Origin of the sequence: Micromonospora sp. NBC_00860 (genome assembly GCF_045207375.1) — a bacterium.
GTDB lineage: Bacteria > Actinomycetota > Actinomycetes > Mycobacteriales > Micromonosporaceae > Micromonospora > Micromonospora vinacea.
The window spans coordinates 1110379-1126662 of record NZ_CP108825.1 but is presented as its reverse complement, the minus strand read 5'-3'; the positions used below and the strand labels follow the sequence as shown (position 1 = coordinate 1126662).

Here is a 16284-nt window from a genome sequence, read left to right as displayed (position 1 = left end):
TCGTGAGAGGGTCGGAGAAAGAAGATCCAGTTGCAAGGTAGGGCGGGACGGGCTGGCCAGGCCACCGATTTTTGTGTTGGTACCGAGCGCTGAGGGTCGGGGCCGGCGAACCAGGCATCTAGCACGCGTCGTTCGCCCTCGCGGCCCCTGTCTGCCGTATTCCGGCCGCCCCGTTGGTTGCGGCCATGCGAAACACTAAAAGCGCTGGTGCAATCCTAAGAACTTAGGGCAGAAGGCCCGGGTCACGGCCGAGGTCCTGGCGGCGAAGCTGGCTGCCGCGAAGCGTTACCGCGACCGTAGCCACCGCGAGGTAGCCGTCCTCCAGGCCGGGCTCCAGGAGACGCGCCCCGGGGCTCGGCGCGGACGGTGCCACGATCCGGTAGCGCATGCCGTCGTCGTGCGGCAGCGCGGACACCACCGTCCCCTCGGTCGGCGCCGGTCCGTCCGTGACGACCGACCAGACCTGCCCCTGGGCGCGGCGGGTCAGCTCCTCGACCGTGCCACGGAAGATGAGCCGCCCCTTGGCGAGCACCGCCACCTCCCGGCAGGTCTGCCCGATGTCGTCGACGATGTGCGTGCTCAGCAGGACCGTGCGCCGGCCGGCGAACTGGGACAGCAGCGTGCGGAAACGGATTCGCTCCTCCGGGTCGAGGCCCGCGGTCGGCTCGTCCACGATCAGCAGCTGCGGGTCGGCGAGCAGGGCCTGGGCGATGCCGACCCGCTGCCGCATTCCGCCGGAGAAGCCGCGCAGCCGCCGGTCCGCGTGCTCGGTGAGCGCCACCACCTCCAGCAGCTCGCCGACCCGCCGGCGCCGGACGGTCCGGTCGTCCATGCCCTTGAGCAGCGCCACGTAGTCGAGGAACTGCCGGGCGGTCAGGTCGGGGTAGACGCCGAGGTCCTGCGGCAGGTAGCCGAGGTCACGCTGCACGGCGGTCCGCCCGGCGCCGGTGCCGAGATCGTGCTCGCCCACGGTGACCCGGCCGGACGTCGGACGGACGATGCCGGCCAGGATGCGCATCAGCGTGCTCTTGCCGGCGCCGTTCGCGCCGAGCAGGCCGAACATCCCGGTGGGCACGGCCAGGTCGAGGCCGTCGATGGCGGCCACCCCACCTCGGTACGTCTTTGTCAGGCCGGAGATCTCGATTCGCATGGGAGTTCCTTCTCGTTGTTGGACGCGGGCTCGTTATCGGACGCGGCGCGCGCGCAGGGCGTGGCCGCCCGCGAGCACGGCGGCGGCGATGATCAACAGCAGGGCGATGGACAGCCAGGCCAGCGCCGGCGTCGGGTCGGGCCGCAGGGCGTTGAGTGTCGCGCCGGGTATCGGGCCGGCCCAGGTGTCCTGGCCGTCGATGCCGTGGAAGTCGAACAGCGCGGCGAGCGGATAGCCGCCCAGGGGGTGGACCAGGGTCCGTGCGAGCGTCGGCATCATGTCCGGCGAGACCACGTTGCCCCACAGCCAGTAGCCGACGAACAGGACGCGGAACAGCGGCGCCGGCATGACCAGCGGCGCGGCCAGCGCGAAGGCGGCCACGAACAGCAGGCCGGGGATGAACACGGCCCCGAAGGCGGCCAGGGCCCAGCCCAGCGCCCGGGGCTCCCCGGTGTCGACCGCGTACGCCGCGGCGAAGCCGAAGTACGCCACCGCGACCGGGATGGCCGTCGCGGCGCCGGCGCCCACGTACTTGCCGAGCAGGCGCGCCTTCGGCGACGCGGGTGTCGCGTCCAGGATCGACGCCACCTGCAGCCGGTCGTCGCGGATCAGCCGGTCGGCGAGCAGGCAGCCGAACCCGATCGACAGCAGCGCGTGGAGCTGGACCGCCAGACCGACCACGGCGGTCCGCGGATCGACCGACCGTTCGCCCGGATCGAACAGGTCCCGCAGCAGGCTACCCCCGATCAGCACGAACAGCACCAGGGTCAGCGCCGGCACGATCCACACCGTCCGCTTGCGGACCTGCATCCGGAACTCGTACCGCAGGCTGGCAACAAAGGTGGTCATTCGTCCTCCTCGCCGATGAGGCGCTCCGAGCGGCCCAGCAGGACCAGGGCGAACACGATGAGCGCGGCGCCCGCGCCGAGCAACGTCAGGCGGTTCGCGGTCCAGTCGCCGGGCGCCGCGCCCCGGGTCGTCGCGAAGAGGTAGAGCAGCCGGCCCGGCAGGTGCGCCTGCGCCGAGCCGGCGAAGAACTGCTGGATCGCCCACACGGAGGTGACCAGCGCGCCGGCCGCGCCCGGGCTGCGGAAGACGGCGCCCGCGGCGAAGGCCAGGCCGCTCAGGCCCAGGGTCGGCGCCAGCCAGGTGAGCTGGCCGGCGAACGGGCCGTGGTTCTCCGGCCAGCGGGCCCACCAGCCGGTCGCGATCAGCACGACCGCCGCCGGCACGGCGACCGCCGCGGTCCAGCCGAGCGTCACGACCATCCGGCGCAGCAGCGTGACGCGGTACGGCGTCGGCGAGGCGAGCTGGAGCTCGCGGGCCGGATCCCGGCCGACGAGGGAGGAACAGGCGACCGCGGCGGCGAGCGGTATCGCCATCTCCAGGGCGCCGAGCAAGATGCGGGCGGTGGTCGGGTCGCTCGGTTGCGGATTCGCGAGCGCGGCCGTGATGCCGAGGACGAGGGCGATGGGCGGGCCGAGGAAGGCCGTCCATCCCGCCCGGCGCATCTCGTACCGCCAAAGGGTCAGTGGTCTCACATCGGGTGGGTAGCGCGTCCGCCGCCGTGAGGTTCACCGCGGCCGGACATCACCACCGCGACGATCGCGAGGGCGGCGCTGACCAAGAGCACCGGCGCCTTCGTCGACCAGACCTCCACGATGAACCAGGCCGGCCAGTCGTCGGGGATCAGCACGCCGCCCGCCAGCACCCGCACCGCCCACAACCCGACGGCCGTGCCCAGCGCCGCGTCCGGCCCGAGGAAGACGGCGATCAACAGGCTGATCGAGGACAGCAGCGCCATCGGCCCGAGCCAGGCACCGACGAGCTCGTTCAGGCCGTCCGCGCCCGCCGCGCCGGTGGCGGTCAGCACCGCAGAGGCGCCCAGGGCGAGCACCAGGTCGTAGCCGAACACCAGCACGATGCGGATGAGCAGCAGCAGCCGGCCGGACGTAGGTGTGGCGGCGAGCAGCTCGGCGGCCGGGTCGCGGCGGGAACGGTAGGTGCCCGCGACCCCCGCAGCGGCGACGATCGGCGCGATCAGGGAGAGCATCAGGTCCGCGCCGGCCGTGGTCCGCAGCAGCACGAGCCCCGCGCCGAGGGCCATCACCAGCGCCGAGGCGATCGGCGTGGCCGGCCGGATCAGCCGCGCCTCGGCCGCGACCAGCGCGACGAGGTGACGCACCCGCCGCGGGGGCCGGCGGACGGTGGGTTCGACGGTGCTGCGGCTCAGCACCGTCCGCACCAGCGACGCCGGGTCCGGCGGCGTCGCGGCCGGCGCGGCCGCCAGCGCGATAGCCTGCCAGGAGGCCAGGTCGGCGCGGCAGCGCGGGCAGCCGGCGAGATGCGCGCGGACCCGATCGCGGTCCGGCCCGGAGAGCGAGCCGGCGGCGTATGCGGGCAACAGGTCCTTCATTCGGGCACCTCCTGAGCGGTGAGCGCCGCAGCGACGGCGGCCCGAGCGTGATACAGCCGGCTCTTGACCGTGCCGACCGGGATCGCGAGTACCTCGGCGACGTCGGCGAGCGGCAGGCCGGCCACGAACACCAGCGCGATCACGTCCCGGTGATGCGCGGGGAGCCGGTTGATGGCGGCGGCCACCGGGGTCCCGCCGGCCGCCGCGATCGCGAGGTCCTCCGGGCCGGTGCCCTGATCGGGCCGGTCGGGAAGGTCGGCGCCGGCCGGCTCGGGCGCGGACCGGCCGCGTAAGCGGTTGTGCGCCTGGCGGCGGGCGATGCCGAACAGCCACGTCGTCACCTTCGACCGCCCCTCGAAGCCGCCGGCCGACCGCCAGACCGCAAGCATCGTGTCCTGCAGGATCTCCTCGGCGGTCATCCGGTCGCCGGCCAGCCGGTGCAGATAGCCGAAGAGCGCGCCGGAGTACCGCTCGTAGAGCCGGGACAGCGCGGCGGCGTCACCAGACGCGACCGACCGCAGCAACGCGTCGTCACTGCCCGGATCCATGCGCTCACCCCCCTACTCCAAATGGGTAGCAGCCGCCGGGGCGAAAGGTTCAGACGAGTATGCGGGCGGGCGAGCCGATCTCGAGCGGAACAGTGCAGTAGGGCGATGGTCTGTTCGACGACCCAGCGTCGGGTACCGAGTCCTGAGCCGTGTCCGGTGCCACGTCGGGCGATGACCGGGGTGATGCCCTTGGCACGTAACTCACGGCGGTAGCAGTGTTAGCCGCGGTCGGCGTAGATCCGCTCGGGTCGTCGTCGCGGCCTGCCTCGGATGCCTGTGATCGGTGGAATCTTGTCGACCAAGGGCATGAGCTGGGTGACGTGGTGGCGGTTGCCGCCGGTGAGCACGCCGCGGCCAGGAAGAGCACGAAGGGCCGCGGGTCGGCCCGGGACGACCCGCGCAGCTCAGCCGGGTTGAGCGCGGCTCGGCACCAGAACGCCTGACCGCGTGGTCGAGTTGCAATGATTTTCCGGTCATCCGCGCGGCGCTTGGTCCGCAGGAGCGTCGCGACGCTGAGCTGCACGGCTCGGCGGCGCGGGGATGGTGCCGTCAGCACGAGTCGGGCCCGCCGCAGTCGCAGCCGCAGCCTTGGATTTGCGGCGGTGGAGCGTGAGAGTCATGACCAGCACGACCAGCGCTCCGACGATCAGCCCGAGGATCGCACTGGCCACCGTGTTGACGAGCCAGCCGACGAGCCCGCCGAGAACACCCGTGGCGTCGTGGGCGGCGACCTCCACGTGGTGCACGGCCTCGTACAGGAAGTGCAGGTTCAGCTCGTTCGTGCCTAGCAGCAGGATGTGCCCGCCCACCCACAGCATCGCCGCGGTGCCGACTACCGTCAGCACGGTGAGGACCACCGGCATCGCCCTCACCAGACCGCGGCCGAACGTGGCGACGGCGCCGGAACGTTGCGACAGGCGCAGCCCGGCGTCGTCCATCTTTACGATCAGGGCCACCACGCCGTACACCAGGACGGTTATGACGACGGCGACGACAGCCAGGATCGCCAGGCGGGACCCGAACGCCTCATCGATCACCTCGTTAAGGCTGATGACCATGATCTCCGCCGAGAGGATCAGGTCGGTTCGTACCGCCCCAGACACCAGTGTCGTCTCGTCCTGCACCTCTTCCTCGCCCGCGCCGGAGGCACCGTGATGGGCGATCTTGGCCCACACCTTCTCCGCGCCTTCGTAACAGAGGTAGGCGCCGCCGAGCATGAGGATCGGAGTGAGCAGCCAAGGCACGAACTGACTGAGCAGCAGCACCGCCGGCAGGATGATGAAGAACTTGTTGCGCAGCGACCCCAGCGCAATGCGCTTGATGATCGGCAATTCGCGCTCGGCCGCCAGGCTCCGCACGTACTGCGGCGTGACGGCAGCATCGTCGACGACGACGCCCGCAGCCTTGGCGCCGGCCTTCGCGGCGGCCGCCCCGATGTCATCGATCGACGCGGCAGCGGCACGGGCCAGCACCGCCACGTCATCCAGCAGGGCTACGAGTCCACTGGCCAAGGGAGGGTCCTTCCAGGGTTGCGCAGAGTCCGAACTGGCCCATTCTCGCCCAAGTCCTCGCGCGCGGCATGCCACCGCCCGGTCGCATCTGGGGCGGGAAGCCGGGCGAGAGCTCGAGGTGACCGGCTATCGCGCTCAGCCGACGACCCACCACCACCGCGGCCGGGTCATCACCTGGCGCCAGCTCAGGCCGAACCCGTCCGCCGCAGTCAACCGTTAGCCAGGGTCGGCGTAGATGCGTATCGGTCGCTGTCTGGATCGGCCCGGATGCCCTTGATCGGCGGGATCTTGTCGACCAGGGGCAGTAGTTGGGTGACGTCGTGACGGTTGCCGCCGTCAGGGACGCGGCGACGGGAATGCCACCCCGTCGGTGATGACGTGGTGTTTTATGCCCGGCGCGGACGGCAGGACAAGGCCACCCCATCTATAGCTGGCAGGGCTCGCGCATGTTCAGCGGCTACTTGTTTCATTGACCTGCGACCGTGGCCCGGCCAGGCTTCGGTCGAGGCGCCCGGGCTGTCGCTCTCATTGCGGCTGCCCACGCTGGTCGTGTGGCTCTCATTTGGCCTGCGCGGCCCGGGCGCCGCCCCAGGGCGGGGAGAGGCTCAAGAGGGGTTTGCTCGGCTCGAAGTAGCGTTGCCCTCCCGGCTCGACAACCCAAGCGGATCGAGCATCGGAGAGCGCGGTGAGTGGCATGTCAGATCGTGTGGTCATCGGGATGGACCCGCACAAACGCTCCGCCACGATCGAGGTCATGACCAGCGACGAGACCATCGTCGGCGGCGGCCGGTTCGACACCGGCCGGGACGGCTATGCGGCGATGACAAAGTACGCCAAGCAGTGGCCGAACCGGGTCTGGGCGATCGAGGGCTGCCAGGGCATCGGCCGGCACATCGCCAACCGGCTACTCGCCGACGGCGAACAGGTCGTCGACGTCCCGCCGAAGCTGTCCGCCAGGGCGCGGGTGTTCGCCACCGGCCAAGGCCGCAAGACCGACGCCACCGACGCTCACTCCATCGCGCTGGTCGGCACCCGCATGGCCGGACTGCGCCCAGTGGTCAACGACGAACAGCTCGCCCTGCTGCGGATCCTGATCGACAGGCGCCGTTCCCTCGGTGTCGACCACACCCGAATAGTCTCCCAGCTGCACCAACTGCTGCTGGAACTGATTCCCGGTGGGGCGAAGAAGAGCCTGTCCGCCGCCCAGGCCAAGGCACTGCTGGCCAAGGTCCGACCCCGCGACACGGTCGGCAAAGCCCGACGCCGGGTCGCCGCGGAGCTGATCAGCGACCTCGAACGGGTCTACCAACGCACCAAGGACGCCGACAAGGAACTGAAAGAACTCGTCGCCTCCACCGGCACCACCCTCATGGACCTGCACGGCATCGGACCATCCGGCGCCGCCCGGCTCCTGGTCGAGGTCGGAGACATCACCCGGTTCCCGAACCGGGCCCACTTCGCCTCCTGGAACGGCACCGCCCCCATCGACGCATCCTCCGGCGAGCAGGTGCGACACCGGCTCTCCCGCGCCGGAAACCGGCAGATCAACCGAGTGCTGCACATCATGGCCACCGTCCAGCTCCGCAACCCCACCGAAGGACGCGCCTACTTCGACCGCAAGAAAGCCTCCGGCAAGACGTCAATGGAAGCGTTGCGCGCGCTGAAACGACGCCTATCCGACATCGTCTACCGGTGCATGATCAACGACGCCGTGGCCGCCACGGCAGCGGGCCCGGGAGGACAACGGGGAACGACCACTGACTCCAGCGTGACCAGCTCGCATCCCCAAGCCGGCTCTTCGGAGAAGTCACTTCCCGGACCCGCCAAGACCCAGCTTAGAACTCCGCGCCCAGCGTTGTCTTGACACAGAGGGGAGCCAGATCCGGACGCACCGGCGGCTACGTCAGGACGCTCAGCGTAGATTGGCCACGTGCTGGAGGCGTGGGGGCTGACCCTGACCACGGACATCGCGCGCCAAGTGAGGCAATGGCGGGCTGAAGGCTATACGTGGCGGGCCATCGCTGCCTGCGCCGACGACGCGTGGGGCACCGACTCCCACGGCAACCAACTGTTCGGCGAAGACCTGTGCCTGGAGAGTGCGCGGCTGCTCGGCGATAATCCGAACGCCGACCCCTGGAACTGATCGCCCGTCCGTCTTCGCGGCTTCTCCACGGCGCGGCCTGAGGGCAGCATGTGCCCTTGCGCCTGACAGCAGCGGCGGACCCGGCCGCCGCTGCAGGCCGACGTACGGGACTGTGGTCGGCCGGCATGTTGCGTCCACAGCACGGCAGCTTCGATGCCGGACCACGGCACCACCGCAAGTGACCACAAGCGCGTCCAGCAATGGCTGCTCCGTGCCTGGTACCCGTCGACTACAGGGCCACCGCGACGGCCGTAGACGATGTCGTCCTCAAGGCCTACATGCCCCGCAGCTTCCTGACGGGTACACCTGAACCTCCATGAAGATCACCAGGGAAGAGAGGTTCAAGGCTAGGAAGGATTGCGGTGGATTTCTTCACTAGTAACGATCTGGCGGTACGTTCCGTCCAGAAGGCCAACTTCGCGGGCTTCCCGCTCAGACAAATTTCGCAGAACACCAGCAGCCGTCTCGGCCGAGCCATACTCGCCTATTCCAACATCCGCAAAGATCGGATCAGGCGCGTGGTATATTTCGGGATCCGATGAGAATAAGGTTAGCAGTCCCTCGTCGTGCCCAACAATAGGCCAGGTACCATTTCTGATCAGATGGTCATCGGTGTAAACGGGTAGGGTTGCAGACTTCGGACGATCAGGTATTTTCAATGAAGAACGAGAAGTGCCCTGCAGGAACGCGACGGCCATGCCAAACCGATTGTGCGCCAGCACGACCGCGAGTCGAAAGTCGTTATTCCTGGGGCGTATCGCTACTACATCCCCGGGTTTCGGTCGAACATTCCTCACTGGCGACTCTATCGAGAGGGAGGAGATTTGCCCGCCATCAACATCACCGAACAACCGCCCTGAATCCTGGATAGCGGATAGGATTCCGGATGCAAATTCTCCCCGCGACGTAGGCTTGCTCGAATCTGACCGAGAGTTCTCAGACACGAATGAAATCAGTTCTGCTGTCTCGACGAACGCGGCGTCATTTAGCCCGGACACCGCATTACTCCGTTCGAATGAGTAGCGCCCGCCACCCGCCATCTTGACAGTCAACCTTATCGGAACCGGCAGATCACGAACGGCCTCGCTATTCCCTGGAACGGAAAGGCTAAGAACTTCGAGAAAATCGCCGAGCCGAGGCTGAGTTCCGATCTCGTCTTGAAGATATTGAACCACCAAGCGGAGACGGCGCTTCGCCTCCGCGCGCGTATCAGCTGGAGGCAAAAAGTGCGTCACCGGCATCCCTTCTCGTAGGCCTCATACTTAGCCATCTTTTTGGTGGACAGCGGGTTCTGCCGATTTCCGCGATAGTTCTGCCCGCCTCGTCCAATGACTGTACCGTGCTTCTCCGCCAGCCGCTGCTCCATCAACCGAGACTCACCGTAAGTCCGAGTTCCAGGCATCACCCTCATCGTGTCACCGCTCGCGCCGTTAAAGCGATTGTGGTTTTTCGAATGCCGATACTGAACACCGGCGGCCGTATCACCCGGTCCAAACATTCCCGAGTAATAGACCTTCCCGGACTTGTCTAACAAGACGTAGTTACTAAAACCAGGCCTTGAGTAATCGCCATCGTTGTGAACAAGGACGAGATAGTCGCCGGCTCGAACGAAGTACGTATGGATACCGCTCACGCTTAGATTGAAAGCCGAAGCAACGTGAGCGGTAGCGGGACGAAGACCGCCGACGGCGCGCATTTGACCGTCAGGACTAAGGATCAGATCGCCGGGATCGAGTTCGTTGGCCTGCTGCCATTGATTATCCGTGCGGTTCCAAAAGAGATGGTCCTCGGTCGTGGTGAGGGTTGCCCCGCCGATTTCCATGTCAATCAGCTCATCTGGGTGAACCCAGACATTCATTACCGTTCGTGGGCCTTGGGTGCCGGTTTGCGGATCTGCCGCAAACACCTCGTCGCCGACTACAATCTCGTCGAGGCGCTTTGTGTTGCCGTCCGCCATCAACACTTCGGTGTCGCCGCTGAAGCTTCTGCAACCGCCGGTAGATGGTCGACCGACAACACCAGACCCGGTCGCGCGCCCCGCGCTCGCCGCGGCACCCAGTCCACCGATCCCGCCCGGAATCATGTCGTCGGAGGGCAGGTTGGCCGCCAGGAAATCGATGTGGGGGTTGTAAAGCTCCTCGATCCACTGCTGACAGCCGCCAGGACGGCCCATCTCGTGGCAGATGTTCATGGCAAGGGTGCGCTCGTCGTCAGCCTCCAACTCAGCGTTGGAGAAGAATTCCCGCCCAAACCATTCACCGCGCTGTTCGTTCCACCGGCGGCTGAATTCTTCCAGCGGCACGGTCTCGGGTACGCGTATGACGTGGCCGAGGATCCGGACGTCGTTTCGCTTTGTGGGTGCGCTTCCGGTTTGGCCGCCGCCTTCGCCCCAGGCTTCGTTCTCGGGGGTGCCGCAGCCTCCGGGGCAGCCGGTGGTGGGGCTGTAGCCGTAGCAGTCGAATTCGGCGCAGTCTGCCGGGATCAGTCCGCTGGGGTCGCTGGAGGTGACTGGTGAGTTGTTGGCGTAGGCGTAGCCGTTCCACTGTTGTGGATCCGCCAGGTCTTGCAGGGGGTCGAGTGAGACGAAGCGGCCGGTGGTGGGGTCGTAGTTGCGTGCGCCGACCTGGGTTAGGCCGGTGTTGGTGTTGAGTGGTTGGTTGAGGAAGCCGCGGTTGTCGGGGGTGGTGACGGTGGCTCCGCGTGGGTTGCCGTAGGGGGTGTACTGGCGCCAGGTCGGGGTTTGGGCGGTGTTGTTGAGGTAGAGGCTTGGTGTGCCCTGGTGGTCGGGGAGCATGTAGCTGTAGTTGGTGCCAGTGCCTGTGCGCACGGCGGTGGCACCATTCGGCAGCGGGTAATACCGCACGCCGGTGAGGGTCTGCGTGGCGGTGTTGAGGGTGATCTGCTGATTTGGCAGGTACAGGGTCGTTTTCCCGGGATCCTTTTGGATCATCAGGTTGCCATCGGCGTCGTACAGGAACGAACTGGTCCCGCCGGTGCCGCCGGTGACGGCGGTCAGCTCCCCGGTGTTGTCCCAGGTGAGTGTTTGGCTGCCCTGGCCCGCGCTGCGCGTGACCATGTTGCCTGATTGGTCGTAGCTGTAGGCGGTGGTGCCAGTCAGCCCGCCGGTGGTGGTGGTGCTGGTCAGTGTGTGGGGCTGCTTCTTGCCGTTGCCGTTGTAGGCGTAATCGGTGGTGGTGTCGGTGCCGCCGCTGGTGGAGTACTGCTTCTGGCTCTTGCGGTTGCCCAGCGAGTCCAGAGTCCACTCGGTCCAGTAGGCGCTGGTGGAACCGATTCCACTGCCGATCATCGAGCGGTTACCGGTGCTCGGCTTGGTCGCGCAGCTGTCTTTAGCTGTCCAGGCGGATGTCATTCGGCGCAGCGAGTCGTACGAGTAGCACTGGGTTTCAGCGGCTGCGGTGGGATCGGAGCGGGTCTCGACCTGCTTGATGATGTTGCCGAACAGGTCGTACTCGTAGTTCCTCTGGCCGATGTCCTTGGTGGTGGTCGTCGTCTTGGTGATCTTTTGGTGCTTCAGTCGACTGGTGTGCTCGTCGTAGACGTTGAGGAGCGTCGCCTGGCTGTTGCTTGCGTTGATGCCGCCGCCGGTGGGCCGGCCCCAGGCGTCGTAGTAGGTCGAGTTGCCGTAGGCACCCAGAAGGCTGCCGACCGTGTTGGGCAACTCCAAGGCGCTGGTGTAGCCGTAGGTGACCGTCTCCGAGGGCAGGCCGCCCTTGGCCTCGTAGGTGTTGCTGTACGGATTGCCGGTTACGGCGAGGTACTTGTGATCGAAGCTGTAGGTGTTGGCGAGCAGCACTCCGTCAGCCGCGGGGATCGTGATCGCCTCTCCGGTGGAGGCGCCGAATGCGGTGAATCCCTTGTACTGCGTGACGTAGGCGGCGCCCTGGCGGTAGGCGGTGACCGTGGTCAGCTTGCCGACGGGGTTCTCCATGTTCAGGACAGCGGAGTTGTCGTTGTCGTACACCCATGACGCGAGCCGGTTCGTCGATGACTGAGCGGAGGCCGCTGCTGCGTAACTACCGGTCTTCCGGTTGATCTTGTCGTAGGTGTACGAGACGGTCTTGAGTCGGGCGTCGGTGGCTTCGGTGACGTTGCCGGCCGCGTCGTACTTGGTGCTGCTGGTTCCGGCGTCCGGATCTGTTTTGCTGGTCACTCGGCCGAGCAGGTCGAATTGGCTGCTCCACGGGTTGTTGTCGGCGTCGGTGAGGTTTGACTGGTTGCCGTGTTCGTCGTAGCCGTAGCTGGTCGCGACGGTGGTTCCGCCGGTGAGGTAGTAGGTGCCCGTGACGGCGTTCGCGGGCGTGTTCAGGGTTGGTGCCGAGGTGTATTGGAGGACCTTCTCGGTGCGACCCATCGGGTCGGTGGTGGTGGCGGTGGTGGTACCGCCTGCAGGTGGGATGACCGTGGTGCGGTCGCCGTTGTAGACGGTCCTGGTGGAGGAGACCACCTCGTTGTCGCGGGCATTTTCGGTCAGGGTGATGCGACCGGCTCCGTCGTAGGTGTTGAAGGTCTGGTTGTAGACCGTCTTTTTGAGGTCGGTGGCGGAGACCGGGCTGGTGCCGGGGTTATTCGCGGCGTCCCACCAGCCGTTGTAGGTGGTGCGAACCCAGCCCCGGCTGTCGTAGAAGTTGTCGGTGATGAGGCGGCCCGTGGTCGGGCTGGTGGCCTGGGTTTGGCGGACCCGCAGCTGGGCGTCGTAGATGACCGTGGACGTGGCATAACCGCCGATGTTGTTCAACGTCTCGGTCGTCGTCGCGGTTGGTCCGGTCTTTTGCACGGTGTAGGTGTAGCGATGGTGGGGCGGGTTGCTGGTGGCACGGCCTGCCGCCCAGACCGCCTTGACGCGACCGAGCGCGTCGAATTGCCGACGGGTCGACACCAGGTTCACGTCGGTGGAGACGGTGGTCAGGTTCCGCATCGGCGTGACGGTCGTGGAGGAGGTGTGGCCTTCGGCGTTGGTGGTGGAGATGCCGGTGGTGAGGCCGACGGTGTTGTCCGTGTAGGTGGTGGTGGTCTTGTGGCCGTTCGCGTCGTAGAACGCGGTGCTCCGGCCGTAGGAGTCGAATTCGGCGCGGTCGGTGGTCTGGTAGACGTACGCGCCGGAGACGTAGTCCGACGCCTTGCGCACCATGGTCACGTTGCCCGCGGTCGGTGCGGTGGTCTGCGGGAAGGCGGTGGCGAAGCTCGGGTCGTCGTAGTAGGTCCGCAGGTGCGAGACGACCTGCGCCGGCCGGTTGACGGCGGCCGGAGCGGTGAGGGTGTTGATGCTGCCGGGCTGGGAGGCGGGTGATCCCTGGGTGAAGCTGCCGCAGGCCACCGACACGGTCTCGACCTGACTGATCAGCCCGGTGATGTTCTTGGCTGCGTTGGCGGGCGCGTACTCGGTGGTGGTGCACCGGTCGTAGGCCGGGTTGGTCGGCACGGTGTGGTCGTAGGAGTGCCTGAGTAGCCCGAAGGTCGGCGAGTCGACGGACGTGTCGTAGGCCTTGTCGGTTTGGCTGTAGCGCCACGTGGTGGCGCCGGTGGTGGTGACTGCCTGGCGGGTCCAGGTCTGGATCGGCGCCATCCTGTTGGCCGTCAGCGCGGAAAGGCCTGTGCGGGACCGCGTCGCGCTCGCCTCGGACACCCAGTAGGAGGTGACCGCGGAGGTCTCTACCGGGCCTCCGTCGCCACGGTAGGTGGTGGTCTCGAGCTCACGGCCGGCTAGTTGATCGACGTCCTCGTGGGCTCCTCCGGCGGAGTCAGTGACGTTGACGACGGTGCTGTTGTTGTTCTTTGACATGCCGCGGTAGTAGGTGGACGTCGTCAGCGTGTACGGGTCGTTGACCCCATCACCGTTGCGGGTCTCGACCTTGCCGTAGCCGCGGAATTGGCCGTAGGTGCGGTACTTGGCCTTGACCACTTCATTGTCGTCATAACGCCACGCCGCGCCGTTGAGGTACTTGTAATTCGTCGACGTGATCCGGGCTCCACCGGTTGGGTCGGTGGCCGTGACGCGGGTGACGGCGTACTTGTGGAACCAGTCCCGCAGCGGGTCGGTGAGGCCTTCGGGGGTCCAATACACGGGGTAGCAGGACTTGGTGTTCGAGGCCGGACTGACGCTGACGGGAGCGGTGCAGGGTTCCGGTAACTCGTAGCTGGCGGTGATGACCGAGCCGGTTTCAGTGGTCACGGTCTCGACGCGCTGCCGGAAGAACGAGGGCAGGCCACCCAAGGTGTCGACCCGGTTGGGGAGTTTGACACTGGTGAACGACACCGAGGGCAGGCTGATCGGGGTGGTCGATCCGCCGGAGGTGAGGTCGTGGCCGGTGCGGGTGATGGAACTCAGCCAGAGGGTCGGGGCGGTGACGTCGAGGGTGGGCGGGATCGTGTAAGCCAGCGCGTATGAGTCAACCGGCAGATATTTGCTGGTGGCGGTGTCGTACTGCTGGGTCTGGATGGAGGTGAGGCGAACGGTGGAGAAGAAGGAGGGGCTCCAGGACTTGCAGTCGGTTCCCTCATTGCAGATCAGGTCGAACGGCACGTCGGGCCAGTTGGCCTTGTTGGCGGCGTTCAAGGGCTGGCAGGTACCTGAGAGGCAGCGGTCACCGGTGGTGAAGACAACCTGGTTCGGCACGGTGCCGAAGGCGTTGTTGTCGGTGAAGCCGTAGTCGATGCGGGTGAGCCAGCTGTCGCGGATGTAGGAAACGTCGGTGGTGCCCTCGTTGCGGCCGTAGTAGTTGGTGTCCTGCTTGTAGTAGTAGGCCATGGCGTTGCCGTGGACGTCCTTGACGTAGTCAAGGTTCCATCGGTAGGCCATGGTGCACACTGAGGAGGCGAAGCCGGCGGAGTTGTAGCAGGGGTCGCCGTCGTGCGGCGAGTAGACCGGTACGTAGTCCACCGACTTGGTTTCCGGTTTGTTGGCGACCCAACCGGGCAGCCGGTTGCGGCCGAACTCGTATGTCGTGCCGTCGGGCTCCGTGATCCGCCAGTAGTCGGTGTTGTACGTGCCGCTGCCGTTGTTCGAGTTGGTCACCTGGGTGACGACCGAGCCGTTGTCGTTTCGCAGCTTCCAGGTCTTCTTGCCGGCATCCCAGATCATTGACGTCGACGAGCCGTTCAGCGACAGCGTCAGGATGGGTCCGGTGTAGCAGCGATCGAAGGTTTCCTTTGGCGAGGCGCTGCCACCCGGCTCGTCCTCGCAGGAGACGAAGGTCTGCTCGACGTAGTTGCGGGGGGTTGACCAGCCGTCGCCCACCCAGGACGCCTGAGCGCTGGTGGCGGAGGTCTGCCCGTCGACGGCACTCGAGTCGTACGACAGGGCCAATTGCGGTGCGAGCTTCGAGCGGCTCGGCGGGACCGTCAACGGGTAGGAGTAGCTGAAGGACCCGGTGCTGCCGCCGGCGTTCCATGAACCTGACGGCTTCAGATCCGTTGCCGCGTAGGTGCCGCCGGCACCACCCTCGTCGCCAGCGCCGGCCACCGCCGCCAGAACAAAGGGGGCAGAGCTCGCCGAGCCGGCCTGCGCCGAGGCGGGACTGACCGGGATTTCTGCCGAAACCGTCTTCGCCGCTGCGTCGTTGGTCGCGGCCAACGGCTCGACGGTGCGGCACTGTGCCAGCTTCGGGGTAGTCAGTGCACAGGCAGGCAGTCGGACCAGCTTGAGCCGGAGGCCGTAGTTGCCGCCGTAGGCCTCAGCGAAGTCGGCGTAGTCGACGCCGACCCGTACCGATGCGTCAGTGGCCGCCGTCGAGGCTGGCGTCGCCGAGGATGCGACGCTGACCAGGACGCCGTCGATGCCAGCTGATTCGGTCAGCGCACGGTCGAGCACTCGTACGTCGACGTGCGTCGGGCCGTCGTAGGCGGCGCCTGGCTTGGTTACCGGCTGCACCCAGACCGGGGTGCCCGCAGCGTGGGTCTTGACCGGGGCCGAGGTACGGGCGCTGGGGGTGAGCAGGTCGACCTGGGCGGCGGCCGCTTTCGGCCAGGTGGTGCGCGTGGGCCGGTAGTTGTCCTTCGCCGCGTCGCGTGGGGTCACGAACGTGCTGGGCAGGGGCTTGACACCCTTGACCGACCTGCCCGGTGACGGTACCGGTGGCCGGGCGGGACCGTCCGGGCTCGCAGCCGCCGGTGTCCCCGTCAGCGTTCCTGCGGCGACCGCCGCCACTGAGAAAAGCGCGATCAGACGTCTGCGCTGTGTCAGCAGCCGTGATCCACCGTGCCTGACCATGCGAACCCCAGCCTGAGTGATGACCGACAAAAACCACGCAGGGTGTCAGGTCGCACACCCCCGTGGCGCGAACAATGTTTCACGTCCCGAGGTAGCGCAGGTCACGGGACCATAACGAAAGATCGTCTGGGGTTGGTCAGACCTGCCGAAGAGTCCCCTAAAGGGACACCCCGATCCGACGCGTGGCGTTCCCGCATCCGAACCTGGCTGCTTCACTGTGCCCGCCACCGAGCGTGCACCGGCACGCCCTCTGACCCACGGGGAGACACCTCTTCATGCCCGGAAACCG

General features: G+C 67.0%; 10 protein-coding genes and 2 pseudogenes. 2 read left to right on the top strand and 10 right to left on the bottom strand.

Translation table 11 applies throughout. The features are described 5' to 3' along the window. Positions 1 to 223 precede the first annotated feature (223 nt). The 8 genes and pseudogenes from OH804_RS05015 to OH804_RS04980 form a co-directional block, all read right to left on the bottom strand. Positions 224 to 1150, bottom strand: coding sequence for an ATP-binding cassette domain-containing protein (locus OH804_RS05015; protein ID WP_406063115.1), 927 nt, complete (start codon positions 1148 to 1150; stop codon positions 224 to 226). A 33-nt stretch (positions 1151 to 1183) separates the two neighbouring features. Continuing rightward, positions 1184 to 1999 carry a hypothetical protein gene (locus tag OH804_RS05010; protein ID WP_406063113.1) on the bottom strand — a complete coding sequence of 272 codons (816 nt, stop codon included), beginning with the start codon at positions 1997 to 1999 and terminating at the stop codon, positions 1184 to 1186. Then, complete coding sequence (locus OH804_RS05005; RefSeq protein WP_196924243.1) at positions 1996 to 2691, bottom strand: hypothetical protein; 696 nt, start codon at positions 2689 to 2691, stop codon at positions 1996 to 1998. Before OH804_RS05005 ends, OH804_RS05010 begins: the two co-directional genes overlap by 4 nt. After that, positions 2688 to 3566, bottom strand: a complete 879-nt coding sequence (locus OH804_RS05000) for a zf-HC2 domain-containing protein (protein ID WP_196924244.1) — start codon at positions 3564 to 3566, stop codon at positions 2688 to 2690. Before OH804_RS05000 ends, OH804_RS05005 begins: the two co-directional genes overlap by 4 nt. Beyond that, complete coding sequence (locus OH804_RS04995; RefSeq protein WP_406063111.1) at positions 3563 to 4114, bottom strand: RNA polymerase sigma factor; 552 nt, start codon at positions 4112 to 4114, stop codon at positions 3563 to 3565. The genes OH804_RS05000 and OH804_RS04995 overlap by 4 nt, the downstream gene beginning before the upstream one ends. A gap of 74 nt (positions 4115 to 4188) precedes the next feature. Continuing rightward, positions 4189 to 4464: pseudogene (locus OH804_RS04990) on the bottom strand (IS5/IS1182 family transposase); the annotation flags it as partial. A gap of 123 nt (positions 4465 to 4587) precedes the next feature. Beyond that, complete coding sequence (locus OH804_RS04985; protein ID WP_406063109.1) at positions 4588 to 5625, bottom strand: DUF808 domain-containing protein; 1038 nt, start codon at positions 5623 to 5625, stop codon at positions 4588 to 4590. 219 nt (positions 5626 to 5844) lie between these two features. Further along, positions 5845 to 6021, bottom strand: a pseudogene (locus OH804_RS04980) (transposase); the annotation flags it as partial. Positions 6022 to 6319: 298 nt separating this feature from the next. Here OH804_RS04980 and OH804_RS04975 point away from each other — a divergent pair. Both OH804_RS04975 and OH804_RS04970 read left to right on the top strand, forming a co-directional pair. Continuing rightward, positions 6320 to 7489 (top strand): IS110 family transposase, encoded by a 1170-nt coding sequence (locus OH804_RS04975; protein ID WP_406063107.1) that lies wholly within the window; start codon positions 6320 to 6322, stop codon positions 7487 to 7489. A gap of 66 nt (positions 7490 to 7555) precedes the next feature. Next, a complete protein-coding gene (locus tag OH804_RS04970; protein ID WP_406063105.1) occupies positions 7556 to 7768 on the top strand; it encodes a hypothetical protein in 213 nt (70 codons plus the stop codon). Positions 7769 to 8115: 347 nt separating this feature from the next. Here OH804_RS04970 and OH804_RS04965 read toward each other — a convergent pair whose 3' ends face one another. Together OH804_RS04965 and OH804_RS04960 are read right to left on the bottom strand one after the other, a co-directional pair. Beyond that, positions 8116 to 9009 (bottom strand): hypothetical protein, encoded by an 894-nt coding sequence (locus OH804_RS04965; protein WP_406063103.1) that lies wholly within the window; start codon positions 9007 to 9009, stop codon positions 8116 to 8118. After that, positions 9000 to 15803 carry an RHS repeat-associated core domain-containing protein gene (locus tag OH804_RS04960; RefSeq protein WP_406063101.1) on the bottom strand — a complete coding sequence of 2268 codons (6804 nt, stop codon included), beginning with the start codon at positions 15801 to 15803 and terminating at the stop codon, positions 9000 to 9002. Before OH804_RS04960 ends, OH804_RS04965 begins: the two co-directional genes overlap by 10 nt. Positions 15804 to 16284 lie beyond the last annotated feature (481 nt).

Excerpts from the sequence above, each read along its gene's own strand:
- OH804_RS05000 (WP_196924244.1), bottom strand. The coding sequence starts at position 3,566 with ATGAAGGACCTGTTGCCCGCATACGCCGCCGGCTCGCTCTCCGGGCCG.
- OH804_RS05015 (WP_406063115.1), bottom strand. The coding sequence starts at position 1,150 with ATGCGAATCGAGATCTCCGGCCTGACAAAGACGTACCGAGGTGGGGTG.
- OH804_RS05010 (WP_406063113.1), bottom strand. The coding sequence starts at position 1,999 with ATGACCACCTTTGTTGCCAGCCTGCGGTACGAGTTCCGGATGCAGGTC.
- OH804_RS04965 (WP_406063103.1), bottom strand. The coding sequence starts at position 9,009 with ATGCCGGTGACGCACTTTTTGCCTCCAGCTGATACGCGCGCGGAGGCG.
- OH804_RS04975 (WP_406063107.1), top strand. The coding sequence starts at position 6,320 with ATGTCAGATCGTGTGGTCATCGGGATGGACCCGCACAAACGCTCCGCC.
- OH804_RS04995 (WP_406063111.1), bottom strand. The coding sequence starts at position 4,114 with ATGGATCCGGGCAGTGACGACGCGTTGCTGCGGTCGGTCGCGTCTGGT.